We start from the raw sequence: 24,156 nt of genomic DNA on the forward strand, positions 1-24,156 counted from the left end.
TCAGTCACCGGAGTCCACCGAGCGGTTCGCTCAGTCGCCGAAGTCCCGTGAGGTGTGGCTCAGCCGCCGATCGCCGACATCGGGCGCTCCGGCTGCAGGAACGAGGGGTCGTCCAGCCCCGAGCCCGCCTTCTTGCCCCACATCGCGACCCGCCATATGCGGGCGATCTCCTCGTCGGGAGCGCCCGAACGCAGCGCGGCCCGCAGGTCGGTCTCCTCGGTGGCGAACAGACAGGTGCGGACCTGGCCGTCGGCCGTCAGCCGCGTACGGTCGCAGGCCGAGCAGAACGGGCGGGTGACCGAGGCGATCACGCCGACGCGGTGCGGGCCGCCGTCGACGAGCCAGCGCTCGGCGGGGGCGGAGCCGCGCTCGGCGGCGCCCTCCTCGGTGAGCTCGAACCGCGTGCGCAGTGCGGCGAGGATGTCACCGGCGGTGACCATGCCCTCGCGCTTCCACCCGTGCTGGGCGTCCAGGGGCATCTGCTCGATGAAGCGGAGCTCGTAGTCGTGCTCCACGGCCCAGGCCAGCAGGTCCGGGGCCTCGTCGTCGTTCAGCCCCGGCATCAGGACCGAGTTGACCTTGACCGGGGTCAGGCCGGCGTCGCGGGCGGCTTCGAGGCCCGCGATGACGTCCTTGTGGCGGTCACGGCGGGTGAGGGTCTTGAAGACGTCGGGGCGCAGGGTGTCCAGCGATACGTTCACCCGGTCCAGGCCCGCTGCCTTCAGGGCGGTCGCGGTGCGCTTGAGGCCGATGCCGTTGGTCGTCAGGGACATCTGGGGGCGCGGCTCCAGGGCGGCGACGCGCTCGACTATGCCCACGAGACCGGGGCGCAGCAGGGGCTCGCCGCCGGTGAAGCGGACCTCGGTGATGCCGAGGCTGGTGACGGCTATCTCGATGAGACGGACGATCTCGTCGTCCGTGAGCAGATCGGGCTTGGCCAGCCACTGCAGGCCTTCTTCGGGCATGCAGTACGTGCACCGCAGATTGCATCGGTCGGTCAGGGAGACGCGTAGGTCGGTGGCCACTCGGCCAAAGGTGTCGATGAGCACGGGGGCCCCCTCCCTCGATTCGGATCACAACTTTCAGACACCTGCGAGCCTACGTGACGGAACTGACATCGACAGCGGCCGGATCCCACGAGGTACGGTTCGGCCCCGTCGTAGGGACCTACTAGTAGTGGTCTACCAGCGTCTACGACGGGGCCGTCGGCGGTGCGGACTCAGTGCGCTCCCGTGCCCGTGAGGGACCGAACCTCCAGCTCGGCGTACTTGCCGGTGTCCGGCTCCTCCTTGGACAGGATCGTGCCCAGCCAGCCCAGCAGGAAGCCGACCGGGATCGAGATGATGCCCGGGTTCTCCAGCGCGAACCAGTGGAAGTCGACGTCCGGGAACATCGACGTGGGCTTGCCCGAGACCACCGGCGAGAACAGCACCAGACCGACCGCGGTGACCAGACCGCCGTAGATCGACCAGAGCGCGCCCTGCGTGGTGAACCGCTTCCAGAAGAGGCTGTAGAGGATCGTCGGCAGGTTGGCGGACGCGGCGACCGCGAAGGCGAGCGCGACCAGGCCGGCGACGTTCAGGTCACGGGCGAGGGCGCCCAGGCCGATGGAGACGGCGCCGATCGCGATCGTCGCGTAGCGCGCGGCGCTGACCTCCTGCTTCTCGGTGGCCTGCCCCTTCTTGATGACGTTCGCGTAGATGTCGTGCGCGAACGAGGAGGACGAGGCCAGTGTCAGACCGGCGACGACCGCGAGGATCGTGGCGAAGGCGACGGCCGAGATGGAGGCGAGCAGGATGGCGCCCCAGTTGGAGTCGACGCCTCCCAGGTGCAGCGCCAGGAGGGGTGCCGCCGTATTGCCCGCCTTGTTGGAGGCGACGATCTCCTCCGGTTTGATCAGCGCGGCGGCGCCGAAGCCGAGCGCGAGGGTCATCAGGTAGAAGCCGCCGATGAGGCCGATCGCCCAGTTCACCGACTTCCGCGCGGTCTTGGCCGTGGGCACGGTGTAGAAGCGGATCAGGATGTGCGGCAGGCCGGCGGTGCCCAGGACCAGTGCCATGCCCAGGGAGATGAAGTCCAGCTTGGTCGTGGACGTGGCGCCGTACTTGAGGCCGGGCTCCAGGAAGGGCGTGCCCTTGCCGCTGTTGTCGGCCGCCTTGCCGAGCAGGTCGGAGATGTTGAAGTTGAACTTCAGCATGACCAGGAAGGTGAGCAGCAGGGCGCCGACGATCAGGAGCACCGCCTTGACCATCTGGACCCAGGTGGTGCCCTTCATGCCGCCGATGGTGACGTACACGATCATCAGGACGCCGACGAGGGCGACGATGCCGACCTTGCCGCCGTCGCTGGTGATGCCGAGGAGCAGCGAGACCAGGACGCCCGCGCCCGCCATCTGGGCCAGCAGGTAGAAGATCGACACGACGATCGTGGAGGTGCCCGCGGCCGTTCGGACCGGGCGCTGGCGCATGCGGTACGCGAGGACGTCGCCCATCGTGTACCGGCCTGAGTTGCGCAGCGGCTCGGCGACCAGGAGCAGGGCCACCAGCCAGGCGACCAGGAAGCCGATGGAGTACAGGAAGCCGTCGTACCCGAAGAGGGCGATCGCGCCCGCGATGCCGAGGAAGGACGCGGCGGACATGTAGTCGCCGGAGACGGCGAGGCCGTTCTGGAAGGCGGTGAACTGGCGCCCGCCCGCGTAGAAGTCGGCGGCGCTCTTGGTCTGGCGGCCGGCCCACACGGTGATGACGAGGGTCGCGGCGACGAACACCGCGAACAGGGTGATGATCAGCGGCCGGTGCTCGCTCGCCTCACCGGCGGCCAGAGTGATCGCGGGGCTCATGCGTCGCCCTCCATCCGGGACTTGATGGCCTCGGCCTTGGGGTCGAGCTTCGCGGCGGCGTGCCGCGAGTACCACCAGGCGATGAGGAACGTGGTGAGGAACTGGCCGAGACCGAGCACCAGGGCGACGTTGATGTTCCCGAAGAGCTTGGTGCCCATGAAGTCGCCCGCGTAGTTCGAGAGCAGGACGTACAGCAGGTACCAGGCAATGAAGGCGACGGTCAGCGGGAAGGCGAAGGAGCGGTACGAGCGGCGCAGTTCACCGAACTCGGCGCCCTCCTGCACCTCGACGAACTCCTCGGTGGAGGGGAGTGGGGATCCGGCTTTCGAGGGTGGCGGTGCGTCGGTGGCCACGGTGTCTCCTCGCGTTACGGGTGCGGTTGCGACGGTGGACGGGGGCGAGTCGGGGCTCGCGGACGGGGACGGCTCGGGTACGGACATGCGGTTCTGACCTCACAGTGATGTGGATCACGTGACCAGAAGTGATGATTCGACTCCTGTGCGTAATCCGGTAGGGGGCTCGATCGTCCTCGGGCTCCCTGCTCAAGGTCACGGCGCCACGCGTGGACCGGTTCAACTCCCCCGACTTCTTTCGGAAGTCATCGACGGAAGTCATTGCTGGCCAGGTCGGGCGGGGGATAGCTTCGGCCTGCACCACTCCGTCATGTACCTGCCCGAGCACCACCTGTGTTCGGGCAGCTCCGTTTTCCGGATGATGTGGAGATCCCATGGCTCATCTGCGATCCAGACGCCGCCTCGCCCTGGCCGTGCCGGTCGTCCTGTCGCTCACCGCCTCGCTCGGCTTCCTGCCGGGCGCCGCGTCGGCCGCCCCGCGCACGGCGTCCGCCGCGACGAGCGCGGACGGTCCGAACCTGGCTTACGTGGTCAACACCAAGACGGACCACCGCACCATCGAGTCGGTGAAGAGGGCGATCGCGACGGCCGACGGCACCGTAGTCATCGCGTACGAGAAGATCGGTGTGATCGTCGTCCATTCCGCCAACCCGGACTTCGGGAAGCAGATCCGGGCGGTAGGCGGAGTGCAGTCGGCGGGCGCGACGCGGACGGCGCCGCTGACGCCCGCGGGGACGACGGACGAGGGCGCTGCGCAGGTGCTGACGGCCGCACAGGCCGCCAAGGTCTCGCAGAGCGCCACCACGGGCGAGGAGCCCCTCGAGGCCGACCAGTGGGACCTGCGCGCGATAGGCGCCGACAAGGCCGCGAAGATCAACCCGGGCAGCGGGAACGTGACGGTCGCCGTGATCGACGTCGGCGTCGACGACACCCACCCGGACATCGCCCCGAACTTCTCCGCCTCGCAGTCCGCGAACTGCGTGGGCGGCAAGCCGGATACCACGTACGGCGCCTGGCGTCCCGTGGACGCCGACCACTACCACGGCACGCATGTCGCGGGCGAGATCGCCGCGGCCCGCAATGGCATCGGCGTGGCGGGCGTCGCGCCCGGTGTGAAGGTCGCGGGCATCACGGTGGCCGAGCCGGACTCCACTCAGCTCTTCTACCCGGAGAGCGTCGTCTGCGCCTTCGTCTTCGCCGCCGACCACGGCGTGGAGATCACCAACAACAGCTACTACGTCGACCCCTGGCTCTACAACTGCCTGGACGACCCCGATCAGCGGGCCATCGTCGACGCGGTGAACCGGGCCCAGCTGTACGCCCAGAAGAAGGGCACACTGAACGTCGCGGCGGCGGGCAACTCCAACGACGACCTCGACTCGGACGCGCTCGTCGACGCATCCAGCCCCGACGACTCGACCCCGGTCACCCGTACGGTCGACCCGCACAAGTGCTTCGACGTGCCGACCCAGCTGCCGGGCGTGGTCACGGTGAGCTCGACCGGGGTCAAGGGCGCCAAGTCGTACTTCTCCAGCTACGGCGACGGCGTGATCGACGTCGCGGCGCCGGGCGGCGACAAGTTCCAGATCCCGGACACACCGTCGAAGAACGGCCGCATCCTCTCCACGATGCCGAACAACCAGTACGGCTTCCTGCAGGGCACCTCCATGGCGACGCCGCACGTCGCCGGTGTCGCGGCGCTGCTGAAGTCCACGTACCCCTGGGCCACCCCGGCCCAGCTCCAGGCGCTGCTCAAGGCCGAGGCGGACAACCCGGGTTGCCCGACCGACCCGTACGACGGGGACGGTGACGGCGTCGTGGACGCCACCTGCGTGGGTGGCAAGCGTGTGAACGGCTTCTACGGATCCGGGGTCGTGAACGCGCTGCGAGCGGTCAAGTAATCCGTTGCCGATCGTTGGCTCAAGTGAACCGCCGTCAACCGCCGGTTGAGCTTCTGCACGGCTCAGGACTCACGGCTCGTACAGCTCGTCCGCGAATCGAACTGGAGACTCCATGACAGCGCCCTACAAGCGCTCCCGTCGCGCCATAGCGATCCCGCTCGGGATGGCCACGGCGACGGCCCTCGCCTTCCTGCCGAACGCCACCGCGTCGGCACAGGAGGCAGCCCAGCAGGTCGCCGCCGCCGACGCGACCTCGCTCAGCTATGTCGTCAACGTCCGCCCCGGGCACGGCATTTCCGCCTCCGTGAAGAAGGCCGTCGCCGAGGCGGGCGGCACCATCGTGACGTCGTACGACCAGATCGGTGTGATCGTCGTGCACTCGTCGAACGCCGACTTCGCCAAGACGATGCGTGGCGTACACGGCGTGGAATCGGCCGGGAACACGCGCAACGCGCCGCTGCCGGCCCAGTCGACCACCGACGTGGGCACGCCGAAGGCGCTCACCGCCCAGCAGGAGAAGGCCGCGAGCGCCGAAGCGGTCGACGGGCAGGACCCGTTGGAACCGCTGCAGTGGGACCTGCCCGCCATCAAGGCGGACAAGGCGCACGAGAAGACGCTCGGCAGCAGCAAGGTCACCGTCGCCGTGATCGACACCGGCGTCGACGACACGCACCCCGACATCGCGCCGAACTTCGACCGCGACGCGTCCGTCAACTGCGTGTCGGGCAAGCCGGACACGGCCGACGGGGCCTGGCGGCCCACCGCCGCGGAGAGCCCGCACGGCACGCACGTGGCCGGTGAGATCGCGGGTGCCAAGAACGGCGTCGGCATCACCGGTGTCGCGCCGGGGGTGAAGGTCGCCGGCATCAAGGTGGCCACCACGGCCGGCTACTTCTACACGGAGGCCGTGGTCTGCGGCTTCGTGTGGGCGGCCGAGCACGGCGTCGACGTCACCAACAACAGCTATTACACCGACCCCTGGTACTTCAACTGCAAGGACGACCCGGACCAGAAGGCCCTGGTCGACGCGATCACCCGTGCCTCGCGGTACGCGGAGAAGAAGGGCGCGGTCAACGTCGCGGCGGCGGGCAACGAGAGCTACGACCTGGCCGCCGACTCGATCACCGACCCGGTCTCGCCGAACGACGGGACCCCGTCGGACCGGGTGATCGATCCGTCCAAGTGCTATGACATTCCCACCCAGTTGCCGGGCGTCGTCACGGTCGCGGCAACCGGCGCGAAGGGCATCAAATCGTCCTTCTCCAACTACGGCCTGGGCGTCATCGACATCGCCGCACCCGGCGGCGACTCGACGCGCTACCAGACGCCAGCCCCGCCCGCCACGAGCGGTCTGATCCTGGGCCCGCTGCCCGGCGGCACATGGGGTTACATGGCCGGTACGTCGATGGCGACCCCGCATGTCGCGGGCGTGGCCGCCCTCATCAAGTCGACGCACCCGCACGCCCCCGCCGCACTGGTGAAGGCGCTGCTGTACGCCGAGGCCGACGCCACACCGTGCACCGACCCCTACGACATCGACAGCGACGGCAAGGTCGACGCGGTGTGCGAGGGGCCGAAGAACTACAACGGCTTCTACGGCTGGGGCACGGCGGACGCGTTGGACGCCGTGACGAAGTAGGGCTCTTGTGCAGATGGTTCGGGCCGGGCGGACGATCCGCCCGGCCCGGCCGTCACGTACGGCAGGATCTCGGACATGCATGTGTACGAAGATCCCGCGAACTGGACTCCTGAACCCGTCAGGCCCAGGGGGCAGTTGGTGCTGCGTTTCATCGCGACCGTGGTGTATGTCCCGGTGCTGTGCGTGGTGTGGGTGGCGACGGCGCTCGCCTTCATCGCGATCGGTCTCCTGGTGGAGGTGATCGCCGCGTTCAGTGAGCGCGTCGAGCACGACTTCGGCGCGTTCATGGACCGGACGCTGGACCGGCTCGGTGACCTGGCCGCCTGGTGCGTGTGGTGGCCCGAGCTGCGGCACGAGGGCGACACCGGGTACTACAGGGCACGGGTCGACAAGGCGGTCGCCCGGTGGACCGCTGCGGCCTCGGCGCCGCGCAAGCCGAAGAAGGCGAAGCCGCCGGTCGAGTGCGCGATACCGCTGCACGTCTACCGGGGCGTCGGCGGGGGTTACGTCGCCGAAGTCGCCCTCGCCCAGGGATGGGAGCTGCGCCCGACGGACGTACGCAAGGAGGTGCGCCTGTGGTGGACGGCCGCCTCTGATGTTGATCGAGTCCACCCGGCATAGTGCTTGTATGACGCATTCACCGATGGTTGCTGTGTGGGAGGGGCTGGGCGGAGATCCCGCGCTGCTTCCCCGGGTTTCGGCCGTTGTACGGGAGGGCGCGCTGGAGGCCCGGCTGCCGGTGCGGGAGTTGGGGCGGGGGTGTGTGGGGGCGTGTGCGCTGGCGGCCGCCGAGCTGGGGGCGCGGCGGGCCGGGCTCGCGGAGGTGCCCCGGGTACGGGTGGACGACGGGGCCGTCGCCACGGCGTTCGTCAGTGAGCGGCATCTGCTGATCGACGGGCGCGCGCCGGTCAGTTTCGCGCCGCTGTCGCGCTTCTGGCGGACGGCGGACGGGTGGGTGCGGACGCACGCGAACTATCCGCATCATCGGGCAAGGCTGCTGGGCGCGTTGGGGCTGGCGGACGACGCGACGGTTTCGGACGTCGCCGGCCTGCTCGCCGGGCGGTCCGCGGCGGAGGTCGAGGAGACGGTGTACGGCGCCGGGGGCCTGGCCGTCGCGCTGCGCACGGCCAAGGAGTGGGCCACGCACGAGCAGGGGATCGCGGTGGCCGGGCGACCGTTGATCGAGCACGAACGTGTGGACACCGCACGCGCGCGTGCGCTCCCCCCGCTCGACGGCGATCCCCTGCTGCCGGCCGCCGGGGCGCGCGTCCTGGACCTGACCCGGGTCATCGCGGGCCCGGTCGCCACCCGCACACTCGCCCTGCTGGGCGCGGACGTGCTGCGCGTGGACGCGCCGCAGCTTCCCGAAGACCCCGACGCGCACGCGGACACCGGCTTCGGGAAGCGGTCGACGACGCTGGATCTGGCGACCGACCGGAGCACGTTCGAGGAGCTGCTCGCTTCGGCGGACGTCGTCGTCACCGGGTACCGGCCCGGCGCGCTGGACCGGTTCGGGCTCTCCCCCGAGGCACTGGCCGAGCGCAAACCCGGGCTGATCGTGACGCAATTGTCGGCGTGGGGAGCGTACGGGCCGTGGGGTGAGCGGCGGGGTTTCGACAGCCTGGTGCAGGTGGCCACCGGGATCGCCGCGACGGAGGGCTCGCCGGAGCAGCCGGGCGCGCTGCCCGCGCAGGCCCTCGACCACGGGACGGGCTATCTGCTGGCGGCGGCCGTGCTGCGCGCGCTGACCGAACAGTCGGAGCAGGGTTACGGCCGCGTCGTACGGCTGGCGTTGGCGCGCACGGCGGCCTGGCTCACGGACGGGATCGAAGGGGGTGAGACGGGGCCTGCCGGGCGGGGTGAGGCGGAGCCGGTCGAGCGGGGTGAGGCGGCGGGGCCGGTCCAGCGGCAGGAGGCGCAGGAGCCGGCGTACGACCGGCCTCATGCCTGGCTCGCCGAGCGGGACAGCGGGATCGGACGGCTGCGGTACGCCCTGCCGCCGGTCTCCTTCGCGGGCGGACCGGCCGACTGGGCGCGACCGCCGGGGCGTTGGGGGACGGACCCGGCTCGGTGGGCCTGAGCCGGACGGACCCGGGCCGAGTGCGGTCCGTCCTGGACCCAGCCCGGTCCGACCGGGAAAGGGCGCGGCCCACCCCGGACAGGCTGCGGTCCACCCCGCGCAGGGCTCCGTGCGAGCTGGACAGGGCTCGGTGCGAGACGGAACCCGGACAGGGCTCGAGCGGCCCGAGCCGGACAGACCCGGACCGGATGCGGTCCGTCCTGGACCCGACCCCGTCCGACCGGGAAAGGGCACGGTCCACCCCGACGCTGCGGTCCACCCGCGCAGGGCTCCGCGCGACCCGGACAAGGCACGGCGCGACACGGAACCCGGACAGGGCTCGGGCGGCCTGAGTCTCAGGGCGGCCGGAAACGTACCTATGGGCGGAATGCCGTCCCACCAGTTGTTTCCGGCCACTTGCCCGGATCTGTAAGGCCTGTTGAAGATCGTGAGGTGCCGTTGACAAGCCCCCCAGCCGACGTGGCGGACGAGCGCGAGCCGGCGCGGCGCCGGGCCACCGGCCGGGCCGTCGCCGTGCTCGCTCTGGTGGCCGTCGCGGCCCTGATCCCGCTGCTCGGCCCGCGTACCGCGCTGCAGGGTACGGGCGAGGCCGCGGCGCCCGGCGTCGGCGGCATAGCCGTGCTGCGTACGGTGCTGTTCGCGGCGCTGTGCGTCCCCGCGGGCGAACTGTTCGCGACCCGGCTGGCCCGCCGCCTGCCCGGGGCGCCGCTGGAGGACGCGCCCCGCAGCTGGGCGCCCTGCACCGCTGCCGCCGGGTTCGTCGCCGCGTTGGGGCTCGCCTCCGTCGTGGCGACCGGCAATCTGCTGCCGCACCACCTCTCCGACGTCGACGTCGGCGGGCTCTACCGGACCCGGGACGGCAAGCTGGCGCTGCTGGAGGTCAACGCGTTCGCGGTGGCATGGCTGTGCGCACGCTCGCGCCGGCCGGGCACCCAGGTGTGGCCGCTGGCCGCGCTGGTGGTCGCGGAGGCGCTGCGCGCCCACCCCGCGGCGGAGCACGGCCCGCTGGTCGGCTCGGGTCTGACACTCCTTCATGTCACGTGCGCCGCGCTGTGGACGGGCGGTCTGCTGCACGTCCTGCGGATGCTGCGGAAGTGGCGTGTCACGGCTCCGGAGGCAGGTGCCGCGCTGCTCGGCCTCTACGCGCGCGTGGCGGCCGTCCTGTTCGCGGCGATCACCGCGACGGGCACCTGGAGCGCGCTGCGCCGCATGCCGCCCGGCACGGTCCTGGACCAGCTGACGTCGACGGCGTACGGCCGCACCCTGCTCGCCAAGGTGCTCGTCGTGGCCGCCGTCGCCGTCCTGGCCGCGTGGGCGCGACTGCGACTGCGCCGGGCGGCGGACCCGCTCAGCGCCTGCTCCCCCGCGCGCGCGGAGGTCGTGGCACTGGGCGTGGTCGTCGCCGTCTCGGGCGCGCTGACGGCGCTGCCGCTGCCGATCAGGTGGTGACCGTCAGTTGGTGACGAGCACCTTGAGGGCGGTCCGCTCGTCCATCGCCTTGTAGCCGTCGGGCACGCCCTCCATGCCAACGGTCATGTCGAAGACGGGCGACGGATCGATGGTCCCGTCGAGGACGTCGGGCAGCAGCTCCGGAATGTACGCGCGCACCGGCGCGACACCGCCGCGCAGGGCGATGTTCCGGTCGAACATGACGCTCAGGTCGAGGCCCGTACCGCTGCCGTGCGGAACGCCGACGAAGCCGATGGCGCCGCCGTCGCGGGTGATGTTCACGGCCGTCTTCATGGACTGCTCGGTGCCGACCGCCTCGACGACACAGTGCGCGCCCTGGCCCCTGGTCAGCTCCCGCACGGCCTCGACGGCGTCGTCGCCGCGCTCGGCGACGACGTCCGTGGCGCCGAAGCGGCGCGCGATGTCCGTACGCACCTGGTGGCGTCCGAGCGCGATGATCCGCTCGGCGCCGAGCCGCTTGGCGGCCAGCACGGCGCACAGCCCGACGGCCCCGTCGCCGACGACGGCGACGGTGGCGCCCCTCCTGGCCCCGGCGCCGAGGGCCGCGTGATGGCCGGTGCCCATCACGTCGGACAGCGTCAGCAGGGCCGACAGCAGGTGGTCGTCGGAGGCCGCGTCCTTGGGCAGCTGTACGAGAGTGCCGTCGGCGAAGGGCACGCGCACGGCCTCGCCCTGCCCGCCGTCGTATCCCACGGCACCCCAGAAGCCGCCGTGCTCGCACGACGTGGTGAGCCCCTCGCGGCAGTAGTCGCACACGCCGTCGGACCACATGAAGGGCGCGACGACCAGGTCCCCGCGCCGGACGCCGGTCACCTCGGAGCCGGTCGCCTCCACGATGCCGAGGAACTCGTGCCCGATCCGCTGCCCCGCCTGCCGGGCCGCCTCGCCTCGGTACGCCCACAGGTCGCTGCCGCAGATGCACGCGCGCAGCACCCGTACGACCGCGTCGGTGGACAGCTGCACAACGGGCTCGGGCACGTCCTCCACGCGCATGTCGTACGGGGCGTGGATGGTGGTGGCGCGCATGGCGAGGATCCTTCTCGTGCGGGGCGTCGGTGGATGCGCTCAGGGGGTGGTTGAGCGCATCTCACCGTACGCCGCCGTCGGCGCGAGGCGCGCGCCGAGGGTGCCCAGCACCCCGCGGACCAGCAGACACTGTCCCGCGGCGTAGGTGAGCATGATCCAGAAGTCCGGTCTCGGGAGCTGCGGCCAGTCGGCGACTCCGGTGGCGATGAGCGTGTCCGAGAGCATGAAGAGTGCGCCGCCGAGACCCGCGACGAGCCCGAGCCTGCCGGCCCCGTACGCCATCGCGGTCAGCAGCAGGCTGTAGCCCGCGACGGGGATGCGGAGATCGGAGGGCAGGTCGGGCCACAGGAGGGTGACGGTGGCGACGAGGGCGACCGCGTATCCCCCTGCGAGCCGGGCTCCACGCGCGCGTGGAACGCCTTTTGCGGAATGAGACGTGAAGAGGACGAGGTAACACACGTGCCCCGCCGCGAAGGCGGCCATCCCCGCGAGGAAGGCCGGGTCGGCGTCGGACAGGAGCAGTACGTCGCCGCCCCAGCCGCAGAGCAGGGCGGCGATCAGGAGCCGCGGGGCGCCGCGTACGCCCGCGTGGGCGGCGAGCAGCGGCATCAGGAGCGGCTTGGCGATCCTGTGCCCGAGGTCGTATCCGGTGGCCAGGGAGGCGACGTCGACGACCACCGCGAGAGCGAAGGCGACGAGCAGCACGCGCGCGAGGCGTGGGTTCACGCGACGGGCTCCGCGACCGGCTTCTTCGAGGTGACCGCCCCGACCGGCTGCCAGCCGGGCCCGCGGAAGACCCGCCCCGCCCTCTCGCGCCAACTCGCGGCCGCCTTCAGGTCCCTGGCGATGGCGGCGTACTCATGTGTGGCCACGCGCAAGGGGTTGTACGTCGCGATGTTCTTGGTGAGCCCGTAGACGGGCCGCTCGATCTCGGCGACGAAGGATCCGAAGAGCCGGTCCCAGATGATGAGGATCCCGCCGAAGTTGCGGTCCAGGTAGCCGCCTTGGGAGGCGTGGTGGACGCGGTGGTGGGAGGGCGTGTTGAACACGAACTCGACGGGGCGGGGCAGCCTGTCGATGCGCTCGGTGTGGATCCAGAACTGGTAGACGAGGCTCGCCGACGAGCAGAAGGCGAGCGCCGCCGGGTGCACGCCCAGGGCGATCAGCGGGACGTAGAAGGGCCACACGGTGAGGGACGTCCACGGCTGGCGCAGGGCGGTGCTGAGGTTGAACTTCCGGCTGGAGTGGTGGACGACATGGCAGGCCCACAGGATGCGGATGACGTGATGCCCGCGGTGGGACCAGTAGTAGAAGAAGTCCTGGGCGAGCAGCATCAGCGGCACGGTCCACCACAGGACGGGCACACGCAGGGGTGTGAGCTCGTAGATCGCCGTGTAGATCGCGACGATCGGGATCTTCCACACGAAGTCGAAGACGAGGCTTCCGAGCCCCATGCCGACACTCGTCGCGGCGTCCTTGGCCTCGTATCCCGCGGCGTCCTCGTCAGGATGGATCCGGACGCTCACCATCTCGATCACGGTGAGCAGCACAAAGGCGGGTATCGACCACAGCACGGCATCGGGCAGGTTCGGCATGGGTGCACCGTAGAACCGCTGGTCCGCTGCGGCTAGGGGTTGTTACCCACAAGTATTACCCGCGGTACGCGCTTACTCCTTGGCGATCTCCACCAATCGACATACGACACCGGACAGCGCGTTCACACGCCGGCCGCCCCCAGCAGGGCGCCCGCCGCGTAGGTCACCGCCATCGCCATCGCGCCCCCTGCCACGTTCCGCAGCACCGCTCGCCCCGCGTCAGCCGACCCCAGCCGCGCGCTGCTCCAGCCGGTGAGGACGAGCGCGGCCAGCACGGACACGACGGTGACCCCGAGCCGCCAGGCCGCCGGCGGCAGCACGATCGCCAGCAGCGGGAGCAACGCGCCCACGGTGAACGACAGGAAGCTCGCCCACGCCGCGTGCCACGGGTTGGTGAGGTCGTCGGGGTCGATGCCGAGCTCCACGCGCGCGTGGGCCCTCAACGCATCCCGTTCGGTCAGCTGGACCGCCGCCTCCCGGGCCACGTCCCGCGACAGGCCCCGCTCCTGCAGCAGCTCCGTCAGTTCCTGGAGCTCTGCCTCCGGCTGCTCCTTGAGCTCCCGTTTCTCCTCCGCCAGGGCGGCCAACTCCGAGTCCCGTTGGGTGGAGACGGACACGTACTCGCCCGCCGCCATCGACATGGACCCGGCCAGCAGTCCCGCGAGCCCCGCCGTGAACAGCGCGGCGCGGTCGCTCGTGGCGCCCGCGACGCCGACGACGAGGCCCGCGGTGGAGACGATGCCGTCATTTGCGCCCAGGACCGCGGCCCGCAGCCAGTTCAGCCGCGCACCGAGCTCGCCGTGGGCCTCGTCGTGCGTTGGTTCCGTCACACGGGGAGGATCGCACTCCGGGCGCCCCCCGCCACGTACCGACCCGTTGAGCCGTCACCGCACGGGTACCTCCGGCCCTCAGCACACCCGCACCGGCCTGTGAAGCTGTCACCACACCCGCACCGACCTGTGGAGCTGTCACCACACCCGTACCGACCCTCCCCTCGCGAACACCGGGCTCGTCGCGTCCGCGGGCGGTGTGCCCAGCGGCTCGGCGATCTCCTCCACCGTCGGGCCGACCTTCGCCGCGATCCCGTCCAGGTAGGCCAGGTCGAAGCCGTAGACACGGGCCGCGTTGCCGCCGACCATCGCCGCGATCTCCTCTCGGGGCAGGCCCGCGTAGGCGATGCGCAGGCCCTCCCGGGAGTAGGGGTGGGTGCCCTCGTCGTGCGGGTAGTCACTGCCCCACATGATCTTGTCGAGGCCGATGCGGTCGCGCAGCGGCACCTCGTGCGGGCGCATGAAGCTGGCGCCGACGAAGCAGTTCCCCCGCCAGACCTCCGAAGGGCCCTTGCCCATCGCCGCTGCCAGTCCCGCGCCGAACTTCGACTCGGCCGTCGACGCCTTCGTGGCGGCCGCCACCAGCCGCCCGTGGTAGTAATCCAGCATGTCGAGCACCCCGGGGATCCACCCTGAGCCCTGCTCGGTCAGCACCAGCTTCAGGCCCGGGTGACGACGGAACGCGCCGCCGAAGATCAGGTGCCACAGCGCGCGGTGCGAGAACCAGGTCGTCTCCACCATGAAAACCGCCCGGGCGGCAGGTTCGTCGCCCAGCGGCGGCGACGCCGAGCCCGCGTGGTGGTTCACCGGCACGCCCAGCTCCGCGCAGACCGCCCAGATCGGGTCGTACGCCGAGGAATACAGCTCGGGCAGGCCCGAACCCGGCGGTGTGCCGGGCAGCAGGAGGCCGCCCCTGAGGCCCGCACCCGCTGCCCGGCGGATCTCCTTCACCGCCTCGTCCACGTCGTTCAGGAGGATCTGGAACACGCCCGCCCGGCGGCCCGGCGCGGCCGCGCAGAAGTCCGCGAGCCAGCGGTTGTGGGCCCGCAGCCCGGCCCACCGCTGCTCGAACTCCTCCGCCGTCGGGGCGGGCGCCATCAAGGAGGCCGACGGGAAGAACGGCGGAATGGTGTTGGGGAAGACGACTTCCGCGACGATCCCGTCGTCCTCCAGCTCCGCGAGGCGCCGCCCGGAGTTCCAGTTCTTGTCGGCCGTGTCGGCGAGCAGGTCCTCGTACGGATTGACGTACGTGGCCGCCCACGCGTCGAACGCCTCGTGGTGCCGGCTCTCCAAGTACGGCTTGTAGTCGAGAAGATCGGCGCCCGCGTGACAGTCCGCGGAGATCACCGTGTACCGATCGCTCATGACGTGGCTCCCAGGACCGGGAAGTCGTGGTCGGTCAGCCAGTGGCGGCCCACCTCGCGCGAGCGCGCCCAGGACGCCTCCACGGCCGCCTGGTCGTCGCTCTGGCCGAGGTCGGCCGGTGTCGGGCCGATGCGCCGGGCGAGCGGCGTCAGCTTCTCGACGTCGAAGCCGAAGACGTCCGCGGCCGCCAGGCCGAGCATGCGGCGCGTCTCCTCGACCGGGATGTCGTGGAAGGTCTTCGCCAGCCACGCGCGCGTGTCGGGCCAGGTGCCCTCGGGGTGCGGGAAGTCGCTGCCCCAGAGGATGTTGTCGACGCCGATCTCGTACCGCTGGGCCAGTTCACGGCGTTTGGTGTTCGTCGCACAGATGAAGAGCTGCCGGTCCAGGTACTCGTGCGGGGGCCGCTTCAGCTCCGCGAAGGGCGACAGTTTCTTGCCGCCGTGCGCGCCCAGGTAGAGGCGGTCCATGAACCACAGGAGGTTCGGCAGCCACCAGCATCCCGACTCCGCGACCCCGAACTTGAGGCCCGGGTGCCGCTCGAAGACCCCCGACCACAGCAGGAACCAGAGGGGGCGGGCGGGCCACCAGGTCACCTCGCTGACGTAAATGCCGAGATGGTCGCCGTACTCGTGGCGCGGCGCGGCCCCGGAGTGGGTCACCACCGGCATCCCGCACTCGGCGGCCGCCGCCCACACGGGGTCGTAACGACGGTCGTGGTACGGCTCCTTGTCGACCCACATGGAGGGGATCATCAGGGCGCCGAGCCCCGACTCCTTCGCGCGGTACACCTCCTCCACCACGCGCGAGACCTCCGCCGTGATGGGCAACAGGGCGACCCCGCAGTGCCGTTCGGGGTTCTCGGAGACGAAGTCCGCCAGCCAGCGGTTGTGCGCCTGCGCGCCGGCCATGCCGAGTTCGGGGTCCTGGTCGCCGGAGAGGCCGAGGCCCACACCGAAGGGGGCGGCCGTCCGGCTGTCGACGGCGTCCGCGTCCGGGAAGACCACCTCGCCGGCCACGCCGTCGCCGTCCAGCTCCTTGAGGCGCTGCGCGGTGTCCCAGCCGCCACGCAGGCCTTCCTCGTTGTCCTGGAACCATTTGTTCGCGAACGCCTCGTTCCGGATCCCGAGCCGCGTCATCTCCTCGCGGCGCCGGTCTCGGCCCGCGAGGAACTCGTCGAAGTCCCGGTGGAAACGGGGGTCCAGATAGGGCCGGTACTCCTCGGTGGGGAGTCCGGCGTGGCAGTCGGAGGAGATGATCAGGTAGGGGTCCTGGCCGGCCATCGCCTGCCTCCTCAGTCCAGAATGAAGTTCTCGAGGTACGACGGTTCGGAGCGGTCGAGCATCGACTGCGACCGCGCCCGGATCTGCCGGTCGCTGTGCTCGCTCTTGGGCAGCAGCCAGAAGCGGTCCTGTCGGATCCCCTCGGCGACGAGGTCGGCGACCTCCTCGACGGGCGTGAACCGCACCTCGTGGCCCGCCTCCTTCATCGCGGCCTCCCACTGGTCGAGGCTGCGGTACGGGGTCTTCCTGGGCCGCTGCTTCGCATACCGCGTCGGCCGGTTGCGGTGCGACTCCCACAGGCCCGTACGGAGCATGTGGGGCCCCGGGAAGAGCACGGACGCGCCCACGCGCGCGTGTTCCGCCTTCAGGTGGGCGTACAGCGATTCGGTCATCGTCACGACGGCCGCCTTGGTGACGGCGTACACGGAGGCGGTGGGCAGCGGGGCGATCCCGCCGTCGCCGGAGGAGGTGTTGACGACGTGACCCGGTTCTCCCTGGGCGATCATCCGCGGGACGAACGCCTGGACGCCGTGAAAAACCCCCCAGACGTTGACGGCGAACGCCCACTTCCAGTCGTTCGGGTCGTGCTCCCACATGCGGCCCTCGGCGCCGGATCCGACACCGGCGTTGTTGCACAGCACGTGCACGGCGCCATACTTCTCGTACGCGTCCTCGGCGAGCGCGACGACCTCCGAGCGCTCCCCGACGTCCACCACGCGCGCGTGCACGTCCGCGCCGTCCTCCCGCAGCTCTGTGGCGGCCTTCTCCAAGGCGCCCTCCTCGACGTCCGCGAGGACCACCTTCAGACCGTCGGCCGCGAACCGCCGTGCCATCGCGAGCCCGATCCCGCTCGCCGCTCCGGTGACGACGGCGACCTGTCCTTCCCTGAGCTCCATCAGACACTTCCCTCCGGCGGGCCGTCGAGGATCTGCTGCGGATCGTCGTAGCGCTGGTGGATGTACGGCCGCAGGGCCTGGGCGCTGACCCGTTCGACGACCTTGCCCCTCTGGTCGGTGGTCTTCTCGCCGATGGTGATCTCGACGAGTTCGCGGACTGGGAGATCGGCGACCGGGTCGTACATCGACTCGCGCAGGACGACGTCCCCGGTGACGCGCTCCAGCCTGCGCACCTTCTCGTTGCGCAGGCAGTACACGAGGACGGGCTCGGCGTCGAAGCCCGAACCGTCCACCGCGGGAAGGAACTTGAAGTAGAAGTCGGTCTTCTGGGCGGGCTCGGGCAGCGGCAGGTCACCGCTGACCGCACCGCGCACCTCGACGAACGCGATGCCGTGCCGGGCGAGGACGGCGCGGACGACGAGGCCGTCGCGCTCGACCGTCACCTCGCCGAGCTTCTTGGGCTCCCCGAAGACCTCGCGGCCGCCGATGAGGGCCCGCTCGTGGGTCATCGGCATGACGAGCGGGTACCAGCCCTCGACGACGTCGTGCGCGGCGGCGACGGCGAACGAGCCCGCGCCCAGCGGATATCCGGGCAGGTCGACCTTGCTGATGTTCACCCGCACCAGGGGACGCCCGGTGGGTTTCAGCGGGGGCGGCAGGACCGCCGCGATCGCGTCCGGATCGCTCTCCCAGACGGCCACCACGCCGGTGGACCAGATGTCGGGGAGCTTGGAGCTCGCGGTGCGCGCGGCGGCGATCTCCGCCTCGGTCCGTGCTCCGTACCTCACTCGTGCCATGTCGTACCGCCCTTCACCGAAGGCATCAAGGTTTCCTGATGGTCCGTCACTGGCGCCTGTAACAGGGTTACAGCAGACTCCGCGAAGGGTAAATACGCGTGCGGACACGGACTTGGGAGCACCATGGGACGACCGGCACTCACGCGCGACGAGGTCCTGGAGACCGCCGCCGGGCTCGTGAAGCAGCACGGCCCGGACGCCCTGACGATGCGCAAGCTCGCCGCCGAGCTGGGCACCGCGGTGACCTCGATCTACTGGCACGTCGGCAATCGCGAGTCGTTGCTCGACGCACTCGTGGAGCGGACCGTCGCGGACCTCGGCGTGATCCGACCCACTGGGCGCACGCCGGCGCAGCGCATCGTGTCGGTGGCCCGCGCCCTGCGCCGACAGCTGCGCGATCATCCGCACCTCGTCGCGATGGTGCACGAACGCGGCCTGACCGAGCGAATGTTCCTGCCCGCACAGCGGGCCCTGGTGCACGAGGTGCACGCCACGGGGCTGCGCGGCGCCCGCGCGGCCGAGGTCGTACGGGCCGTGCAGTTCCAGGTCGTCGGCTTCGTCCTGGTCGAGCGCAACCGCGAGCGCGCCCCGGTCCAGCAGCCCGCCGAGGAACAGCTGTGGGACACCGAGACGGCGGAGGACGACCCGGGCCTGGCTCGTGCGCTGGCCGGGCCGGTCGACCAGGAACGGCTGTTCGCCACCTCCGTACGGGCGTTGGTGGAAGCGCTGCTCGCACGCTGATCCGGATCTCGAAAATATTGGGTGGCAGCGCGGACCGCTGCCTTCCTAGACTCCGTGATCGCGGGGGCGGCTCCGCAAGCGTGCTTCCTTCTCACTCTTTCTATGACACCCGTAGCGCGCTCACTCTCCGCCCCCGCCTCACACACACTTTCCGGAGGGAATCCGTTTGTCCGTGCTGTCGTCCGTGCTGCTCCGCCGCCTCCGTACCGTCTACGTCGACCAGGCCGGACCACGCCCGGGCGACCCGGCGACGACCGAGGGCCTGACCGCCCTGGAGGCCGAGCTGCTCGACCGGGGATTCGCCCCGACGGCACCGCTGCGCGCCGCGCTCGCCTGGCTCGGCCCCGCCGGACTCGCCGACGCCGGCGGCTCCCTGATCCGGCAGATCGACGCGGAGCTGGGCGCCGACCGCACGCACATGCCGCTGTTCCGCAGCTTCCCGGCCTCGGTGCCGGATGACACCTGCGAGCTGTATGTCGACCGCGTCTTCACGCTGCTGCTGCAATGGCCGGCCCAGCCGTGCGTGCTGTGCGGCACCGTCGGCAGCGTGCACCCCGTGTCGCCGTGCGCCCACCTGGTGTGCCGCACCTGCTGGGACGGTGCCGACTACTCCGGCTGCCCGATCTGCCATCGCCGTATCGCCGACGGCGACCCGTTCCTGAAGCCCGCCGCGCCCCGCCGCCGGCTCGAAGTGCCCACCGGCCCGCTGAAGTTGCTCGCCCTCGGCACCGACCGGAAGGCCGACGCCACGAAGGCGCTGCTGCAGCTGCTGGCCCGGCGTACGCCGCTGCCGCCGCAGGACCGCGACGACGTGAAGCTGCTGCTCGCGCACACTTCCACCGCACTGGACTGGATGCCCGAGGACATCCCGGTCCGCGAGACGAAGGCGCTGGTCCTCGGCAGCCTCCTGTTGGACCGGCGTACGCGCGAGGCCGTGCGCCCGCTGCTCGCCGCACACCTGACCACCGCCACCGACGTCCTGCGCCTGCTGCACGTCCGGTCGGGCGGCGAGGCCGATCTGGTCGCACTGCGACGCTTCCGTTCCCTCCCGCGCGCGCTGCGTCGCGAACTCCTCGCCGTACTCGACGGGTTCGAGGCGTCGTCGCTGGTCGAGGACGTTCTGCGGCATCCGGTCGCCTGGAAGCGCGCCGCCGAGATCCTGCACCCGTTCGAGCAGCACGCGCGTCACCCGAAGGCCGCCCTCGCCTTCGCCGTCCTGCGCGCCACGGATACCTCCGCCACGCAGCTGGGCGAGGCGCTGCTGCGTACGGCGGCCGCGCACCCGGAGGCGGTACGCGTCGACGGCACGCGTCTGAAGGCCGACACCTGGGGCGCACGCACCGAAGAGGCCCTGCGGGACGGTGATTTCACCGCAGCACTCGCCCTGTTGACCCTGCGCCCGGGCGAACTGCTGCGCAGAATGGATCACTTGCTGCGACTGCGCGACCTGGCGGCGCTGCCGGACGGGTTCGCCGACACCCTGCGACGGGTCCTGCCCAAGGCCGGTCCCGGGCCGCTGCTCGCGGCCCTCGGGCGGCTGCGGGTCCGTCATCTCCCGGGCGAGCGCCGGGTGTTCTTCCCGCGCGGCCAGGTGACGCACTCCTTCACCGTCGACGACACCCGGGCCCCGCTGGCCGAGGCGGTCGCCGAGGGCGTCTGCGCGCTCCTGGAGGCGGAGGCCCTGCGCCGACTGGCCGGTGCCTCGCGCTTCGACCTCGCCGTCCTCGACTCGGGTCTCGCGGGCCTGGCCGTCCCCGCCGCCGAACGCGCGTCCGCCAAGGCGCTCGTCTCCGTGCCGCGCGGCAGCAGTCAGCCACTGCCCCAGGGCGAGGTCCTGCGGCTCTTCCTGCACTGGACACAGCCCGACAAGACACGCGTGGACCTCGATCTCTCCGTCGCGCTGTACGACGAGGACTGGACGTTCGCGGGCGTGTGCGACTACACGAACCTCGTGTACGGGGACCGGGCCGCCGTGCACTCGGGGGACCTCACCTCGGCTCCGGCACCCGACGGCGCGACGGAGTACGCGGACCTGGACCTCGGGGCGCTCGCCGACGGCCGGGTGCGCTTCGCCGTGCCCATCGTCTTCAGCTACAACAACGTCCCCTTCGAGCGGCTCCTCGACGCCTTCGCCGGCTTCATGGCGCTGCCCTCGAAGGACAGCCGCGACGCCTCGTACGACCCCCGGACGGTGCGCCAGCGCTATGACCTCGAGGGCGAGTCGCGCATCCATGTGCCGATGCTGGTCGATCTGGAGCGCCGCACGTTCCTGTGGACGGACCTGCATCTGCCACCGTCGGAGGGCTTCCACAGCGTGCACCGGCACAGCGGCGACCTCGGCCGTATCGGCAAGGACCTGTTCCAGTACTTCTCCTCGGGCCGTACCACGCTGTGGGACCTCGCGGTCTGGCATGCGGCGGCCCGTACGGACGAGGTCGCGGTGGTCCGTCGCGCGCGCCGGACCGACGAGCTGTGGCACTACCACCGCCGCGAGGGTGAGACCGACTTGGCCTTCGCGGCGCGCGTGCGCGCCCTGGAGCCACCGGAGTGGCGGCGCCCCTCCCAGGACGCGGAGGCGCTCGCCGCCGAGACGGCAGCCAAGAAGCACGCGCTGCTCGCCCTCGTGCACGGCGGCGTCGCCCCGGAAGGCTCGACCGGGTCCGTGTACCGGCTGCTGCCCGGCCCGGTCGACGGCTGCGGTCTGGAGCCGCTCACGGCGGGGGACCTCGTGGCGGCACTGGGCTGAGAGCTGGTGGTGGCGCCCGGGCGGCAGCCGGGCGCAGCGTCAACTCCGGGGCCCTGCGGCGCCCTTGTGGGGCCCACGCGCGCATGGCCCTGTCCGGGGCCTTTGGAGCCCCGCGTTCCGGGAAGGCGACGGCCTGACTGTCAGTCGTGGCCCGTATCCTCAGTGACCATGCTCGAAGACCTCACGACCGCAGCGTCCCCAGCCTCCTGGCCGGCCGCGTATCCGCAGGGGTACGCGGTCGTTGACGTGGAGACCACAGGCCTGGCCCGCGACGACCGGATCATCTCGGCCGCCGTCTACCGGCTGGACGCGCGCGGTGAGGTCCAGGACCACTGGTACACGATGGTCAACCCGGAGCGGGACCCGGGCCCGGTATGGATTCACGGGTTGACGAGCGACATGCTCGAGGGGGCACCGCTCTTCCAGGACATCGCCGAGGAATTCGCCGACCGGCTCGCCGACCGCGTGCTGGTCGCGCACAACGCGGTCTTCGACTGGTCGATGATCGCGCGGGAGTACGCTCGCGTGGAGCGCGAGGCGCCGGTCCGACAGCGGCTGTGCACCATCGCCCTCTCCAAGGAGCTGGGGCTGCCGCTGCCCAACCACAAGCTGGAGTCGCTGGCCGCGCACTTCGGAGTCGTCCAGCAGCGGGCGCACCACGCCCTGGACGACGCACGCGTGCTGGCGGAGGCGTTCCGGCCAAGCCTTCGCGCGGCCGCGCACGGCGGGGTGCGGCTGCCGCTGTTGGAGTGCCGGCCGCTCAAGGAGTGGTCCGACAGCCCCGCGACGCCGAGGATCGGGCGCCAGCCGGGCGGTTACCCGTCCGGGAGCGGCTATCCGTCCGGGAGTTGGCGCCCCTCTCGTAAACGCCCCGCATGCCCCTATCCCAACCCAGGACGCTACGAAGAGGGCAAACCGCTCAAGCAGGGCATGCGGGTCGCGTTCTCCGGGGACACCTCCATCGACCGCGAACTACTGGAGGACCGCGCCGTAGAGGCCGGGCTGCATGTCGCCACGAGCCTGTCCCGGCTCACCAGCCTGCTCGTCACCAACGACCCGGACTCCGGTACGTCGAAGGTGATCAAGGCCAAGCAGTTCGGGACACCGGTGATCGACGAGGCGGCGTTCGGCCAGCTGCTGCGGGACGTGGAGCCGGCGACGGAGCAGTGACCCGGCAGCCGCCGACGGACGACCGAGGGCCACTGGCGGACGACCGGCGGCCGCTGCGGGACGACCGAGGGCCGGTGACGGACGACCGCCGGTCGCCGACGGACCGGCGAGGACCCCTGGCGGAGGTGCGAGGGCTGACGGACGTACGGGTGATTGCCGGGCGACTCGCCCGGCGCCCGCTCGCCCGCGCCGCGTCGGCCCCTCACCCTGTGGCGCATGGCGAGATGTGAAGTATGCGGCAATGACTACGGCATGACGTTCGAGGTGCACGCGCAGGGCGCGGTGCACGTCTTCGACTGCTTCTCCTGCGCGATCCACCGGATGGCCCCCATCTGCGAGCACTGTCGTGTCCAGGTCATCGGCCAAGGGGTCGAGGTCGAGGGCCACTGGTTCTGCGGCGCGCACTGCGCCCGCGCGGAGGGGAAGGTGGGGATCATCGACAAGGTCTGAGCCTCATTCCCCGGCCCGGCACGGGGCGACGCTCCGATCCCGGCACGGGCACCGGCACGGGCACCGGCATCCGCACGGCCCTCGGCGGGACCCTCCCGTCGGGGGCCGAATCATGCCGAGTAACGTCAATGGGGTGTACCGCTTCCTGTTGACCCGGCAGTGGGTGATCCTCACCCTCGTGACCCTCGCGCTCATCCCGACGATGATCCGGCTGGGCTACTGGCAACTGCACCGACATGAACACAAGGTCGCGCTGAACACGGTGATCTCCGACTCACTGGCCGCCGAGCCGGTGCCCGCCGAGTCGCTCACCGCGCCGGGACAGCGCATCAAGCACGACGACCTCTACCGCCGGGTGACGGCGAAGGGTCACTTCGACACCGCACACGAAGAGGTCGTGCGCCGCCGCACCAACTCCGACGGTGCGGTCGGCTACCACGTCCTGACCCCGTTCGTGCTCGACGACGGCCGGGTCCTCATCGTCAACCGGGGCTGGATCCCGGCGAACGGCGCGCAGACCGCGTTCCCGAAGATCCCGGCGCCCGCGAAGGGCGAGATCACCGTCACCGGCCGGCTCATGGCCGACGAGACGACCGCCGACAGCGGCATCAAGAACGTCCAGGGCCTGCCCGACCGCCAGGTCATGCTGATCAGCAGCGAGCAGCAGGCGCAGCGGCTCGGCAAGCAGGTCCTCGGCGGCTACATCGAACAGACCGCGCCGGAGCCCAAGGGCGACTCCCCCGAGTTGATCCCCGACCCCGAGCACAGCGACATCGGTCCGCACATGGCGTATGCGATCCAGTGGTGGCTGTTCTCGGCGGGCGTTCCCGTCGGCTGGGTGATCCTGGTCCGCCGCGAGCGCCGTGACCGGGCGGAGGCCGCGACAGCGGAGGCCACACCGGAAACGGCCGCGGCGGCCGTCTAGCGTCCGGGGGCCGCACCGAGGCGGCCGTTCGCGCCACTCCGGCGGCCCGATTG

General features: G+C 71.1%; 21 protein-coding genes. 10 read left to right on the forward strand and 11 right to left on the reverse strand.

The window, feature by feature from the left end:
• Window positions 1–59: 59 nt before the first annotated feature.
• From moaA to ACIBK0_RS09580, 3 genes are all read right to left on the reverse strand, one after another.
• Window positions 60–1,049: a GTP 3',8-cyclase MoaA gene (gene moaA, locus ACIBK0_RS09570; protein ID WP_399077422.1), complete on the reverse strand. Its 990-nt coding sequence runs from the start codon at window positions 1,047–1,049 to the stop codon at window positions 60–62.
• A gap of 170 nt (window positions 1,050–1,219) precedes the next feature.
• Window positions 1,220–2,839 carry a cation acetate symporter gene (locus tag ACIBK0_RS09575; RefSeq protein WP_399077424.1) on the reverse strand — a complete coding sequence of 540 codons (1,620 nt, stop codon included), beginning with the start codon at window positions 2,837–2,839 and terminating at the stop codon, window positions 1,220–1,222.
• On the reverse strand, window positions 2,836–3,192 hold the full coding sequence (locus tag ACIBK0_RS09580; RefSeq protein ID WP_399077426.1) for a DUF485 domain-containing protein: 357 nt from the start codon (window positions 3,190–3,192) through the stop codon (window positions 2,836–2,838). The genes ACIBK0_RS09575 and ACIBK0_RS09580 overlap by 4 nt, the downstream gene beginning before the upstream one ends.
• A gap of 374 nt (window positions 3,193–3,566) precedes the next feature.
• Here ACIBK0_RS09580 and ACIBK0_RS09585 point away from each other — a divergent pair, with 374 nt between their 5' ends.
• The 5 genes from ACIBK0_RS09585 (at window position 3,567) to ACIBK0_RS09605 (ending at window position 10,261) form a co-directional block, all read left to right on the forward strand.
• On the forward strand, window positions 3,567–5,093 hold the full coding sequence (locus ACIBK0_RS09585) for a S8 family serine peptidase (RefSeq protein WP_399077428.1): 1,527 nt from the start codon (window positions 3,567–3,569) through the stop codon (window positions 5,091–5,093).
• A gap of 112 nt (window positions 5,094–5,205) precedes the next feature.
• Window positions 5,206–6,732, forward strand: a complete 1,527-nt coding sequence (locus tag ACIBK0_RS09590; protein ID WP_399077430.1) for a S8 family peptidase — start codon at window positions 5,206–5,208, stop codon at window positions 6,730–6,732.
• Window positions 6,733–6,807: 75 nt separating this feature from the next.
• Window positions 6,808–7,353, forward strand: a complete 546-nt coding sequence (locus ACIBK0_RS09595) for a hypothetical protein (RefSeq protein ID WP_399077432.1) — start codon at window positions 6,808–6,810, stop codon at window positions 7,351–7,353.
• A gap of 7 nt (window positions 7,354–7,360) precedes the next feature.
• Window positions 7,361–8,812 carry a CoA transferase gene (locus ACIBK0_RS09600; protein WP_399077434.1) on the forward strand — a complete coding sequence of 484 codons (1,452 nt, stop codon included), beginning with the start codon at window positions 7,361–7,363 and terminating at the stop codon, window positions 8,810–8,812.
• A 432-nt stretch (window positions 8,813–9,244) separates the two neighbouring features.
• Window positions 9,245–10,261 carry a CopD family protein gene (locus tag ACIBK0_RS09605; RefSeq protein WP_399077436.1) on the forward strand — a complete coding sequence of 339 codons (1,017 nt, stop codon included), beginning with the start codon at window positions 9,245–9,247 and terminating at the stop codon, window positions 10,259–10,261.
• Between the two features lie 3 nt (window positions 10,262–10,264).
• Here ACIBK0_RS09605 and ACIBK0_RS09610 read toward each other — a convergent pair whose 3' ends face one another.
• The 8 genes from ACIBK0_RS09610 to ACIBK0_RS09645 form a co-directional block, all read right to left on the reverse strand.
• Entirely contained in the window at window positions 10,265–11,308 is a 1,044-nt protein-coding gene (locus ACIBK0_RS09610; protein WP_399077438.1) for a zinc-dependent alcohol dehydrogenase family protein, read from the reverse strand.
• Window positions 11,309–11,347: 39 nt separating this feature from the next.
• Window positions 11,348–12,034: a lysoplasmalogenase gene (locus ACIBK0_RS09615; protein WP_399077440.1), complete on the reverse strand. Its 687-nt coding sequence runs from the start codon at window positions 12,032–12,034 to the stop codon at window positions 11,348–11,350.
• Window positions 12,031–12,903, reverse strand: coding sequence for a sterol desaturase family protein (locus tag ACIBK0_RS09620; protein ID WP_399077442.1), 873 nt, complete (start codon window positions 12,901–12,903; stop codon window positions 12,031–12,033). Before ACIBK0_RS09620 ends, ACIBK0_RS09615 begins: the two co-directional genes overlap by 4 nt.
• 122 nt (window positions 12,904–13,025) lie before the next feature.
• Complete coding sequence (locus tag ACIBK0_RS09625) at window positions 13,026–13,733, reverse strand: VIT family protein (RefSeq protein ID WP_399077444.1); 708 nt, start codon at window positions 13,731–13,733, stop codon at window positions 13,026–13,028.
• A 138-nt stretch (window positions 13,734–13,871) separates the two neighbouring features.
• The gene (locus ACIBK0_RS09630; RefSeq protein WP_399077446.1) at window positions 13,872–15,098 is read right to left on the reverse strand and encodes an amidohydrolase family protein; all 1,227 of its coding nucleotides are present in this window, start codon (window positions 15,096–15,098) and stop codon (window positions 13,872–13,874) included.
• On the reverse strand, window positions 15,095–16,378 hold the full coding sequence (locus ACIBK0_RS09635) for an amidohydrolase family protein (protein WP_399077448.1): 1,284 nt from the start codon (window positions 16,376–16,378) through the stop codon (window positions 15,095–15,097). The genes ACIBK0_RS09630 and ACIBK0_RS09635 overlap by 4 nt, the downstream gene beginning before the upstream one ends.
• Window positions 16,379–16,389: 11 nt before the next feature.
• Window positions 16,390–17,274, reverse strand: coding sequence for an SDR family NAD(P)-dependent oxidoreductase (locus ACIBK0_RS09640; protein WP_399077451.1), 885 nt, complete (start codon window positions 17,272–17,274; stop codon window positions 16,390–16,392).
• Complete coding sequence (locus ACIBK0_RS09645; protein WP_399077453.1) at window positions 17,274–18,071, reverse strand: acetoacetate decarboxylase family protein; 798 nt, start codon at window positions 18,069–18,071, stop codon at window positions 17,274–17,276. The genes ACIBK0_RS09640 and ACIBK0_RS09645 overlap by 1 nt, the downstream gene beginning before the upstream one ends.
• A 123-nt stretch (window positions 18,072–18,194) precedes the next feature.
• Here ACIBK0_RS09645 and ACIBK0_RS09650 point away from each other — a divergent pair, with 123 nt between their 5' ends.
• The 5 genes from ACIBK0_RS09650 (at window position 18,195) to ACIBK0_RS09670 (ending at window position 24,103) form a co-directional block, all read left to right on the forward strand.
• Window positions 18,195–18,812: a TetR/AcrR family transcriptional regulator gene (locus tag ACIBK0_RS09650; RefSeq protein ID WP_399077456.1), complete on the forward strand. Its 618-nt coding sequence runs from the start codon at window positions 18,195–18,197 to the stop codon at window positions 18,810–18,812.
• Window positions 18,813–18,978: 166 nt separating this feature from the next.
• Window positions 18,979–21,558, forward strand: coding sequence for an MXAN_6230/SCO0854 family RING domain-containing protein (locus ACIBK0_RS09655; RefSeq protein WP_399077459.1), 2,580 nt, complete (start codon window positions 18,979–18,981; stop codon window positions 21,556–21,558).
• Between the two features lie 168 nt (window positions 21,559–21,726).
• Window positions 21,727–22,728 carry a DEDDh family exonuclease gene (locus tag ACIBK0_RS09660; RefSeq protein ID WP_399077461.1) on the forward strand — a complete coding sequence of 334 codons (1,002 nt, stop codon included), beginning with the start codon at window positions 21,727–21,729 and terminating at the stop codon, window positions 22,726–22,728.
• Window positions 22,729–22,944: 216 nt separating this feature from the next.
• A complete protein-coding gene (locus ACIBK0_RS09665) occupies window positions 22,945–23,178 on the forward strand; it encodes a hypothetical protein (protein WP_399077463.1) in 234 nt (77 codons plus the stop codon).
• 133 nt (window positions 23,179–23,311) lie between these two features.
• Window positions 23,312–24,103, forward strand: coding sequence for an SURF1 family protein (locus tag ACIBK0_RS09670; RefSeq protein ID WP_399078011.1), 792 nt, complete (start codon window positions 23,312–23,314; stop codon window positions 24,101–24,103).
• Window positions 24,104–24,156 lie beyond the last annotated feature (53 nt).

The sequence above is a fragment of the Streptomyces sp. NPDC050564 genome (assembly GCF_044457265.1).
GTDB lineage: Bacteria > Actinomycetota > Actinomycetes > Streptomycetales > Streptomycetaceae > Streptomyces.

What these genes read in the sequence shown, in the direction of transcription:
- ACIBK0_RS09630 (WP_399077446.1), bottom strand. Translation starts at nt 15,098, where the DNA reads ATGAGCGATCGGTACACGGTGATCTCCGCGGACTGTCACGCGGGCGCC.
- ACIBK0_RS09660 (WP_399077461.1), top strand. Translation starts at nt 21,727, where the DNA reads ATGCTCGAAGACCTCACGACCGCAGCGTCCCCAGCCTCCTGGCCGGCC.
- ACIBK0_RS09620 (WP_399077442.1), bottom strand. Translation starts at nt 12,903, where the DNA reads ATGCCGAACCTGCCCGATGCCGTGCTGTGGTCGATACCCGCCTTTGTG.
- ACIBK0_RS09635 (WP_399077448.1), bottom strand. Translation starts at nt 16,378, where the DNA reads ATGGCCGGCCAGGACCCCTACCTGATCATCTCCTCCGACTGCCACGCC.
- ACIBK0_RS09665 (WP_399077463.1), top strand. Translation starts at nt 22,945, where the DNA reads ATGGCGAGATGTGAAGTATGCGGCAATGACTACGGCATGACGTTCGAG.
- ACIBK0_RS09640 (WP_399077451.1), bottom strand. Translation starts at nt 17,274, where the DNA reads ATGGAGCTCAGGGAAGGACAGGTCGCCGTCGTCACCGGAGCGGCGAGC.
- ACIBK0_RS09610 (WP_399077438.1), bottom strand. Translation starts at nt 11,308, where the DNA reads ATGCGCGCCACCACCATCCACGCCCCGTACGACATGCGCGTGGAGGAC.
- ACIBK0_RS09650 (WP_399077456.1), top strand. Translation starts at nt 18,195, where the DNA reads ATGGGACGACCGGCACTCACGCGCGACGAGGTCCTGGAGACCGCCGCC.
- ACIBK0_RS09595 (WP_399077432.1), top strand. Translation starts at nt 6,808, where the DNA reads ATGCATGTGTACGAAGATCCCGCGAACTGGACTCCTGAACCCGTCAGG.
- ACIBK0_RS09590 (WP_399077430.1), top strand. Translation starts at nt 5,206, where the DNA reads ATGACAGCGCCCTACAAGCGCTCCCGTCGCGCCATAGCGATCCCGCTC.
- ACIBK0_RS09645 (WP_399077453.1), bottom strand. Translation starts at nt 18,071, where the DNA reads ATGGCACGAGTGAGGTACGGAGCACGGACCGAGGCGGAGATCGCCGCC.
- ACIBK0_RS09575 (WP_399077424.1), bottom strand. Translation starts at nt 2,839, where the DNA reads ATGAGCCCCGCGATCACTCTGGCCGCCGGTGAGGCGAGCGAGCACCGG.
- ACIBK0_RS09585 (WP_399077428.1), top strand. Translation starts at nt 3,567, where the DNA reads ATGGCTCATCTGCGATCCAGACGCCGCCTCGCCCTGGCCGTGCCGGTC.
- ACIBK0_RS09600 (WP_399077434.1), top strand. Translation starts at nt 7,361, where the DNA reads ATGACGCATTCACCGATGGTTGCTGTGTGGGAGGGGCTGGGCGGAGAT.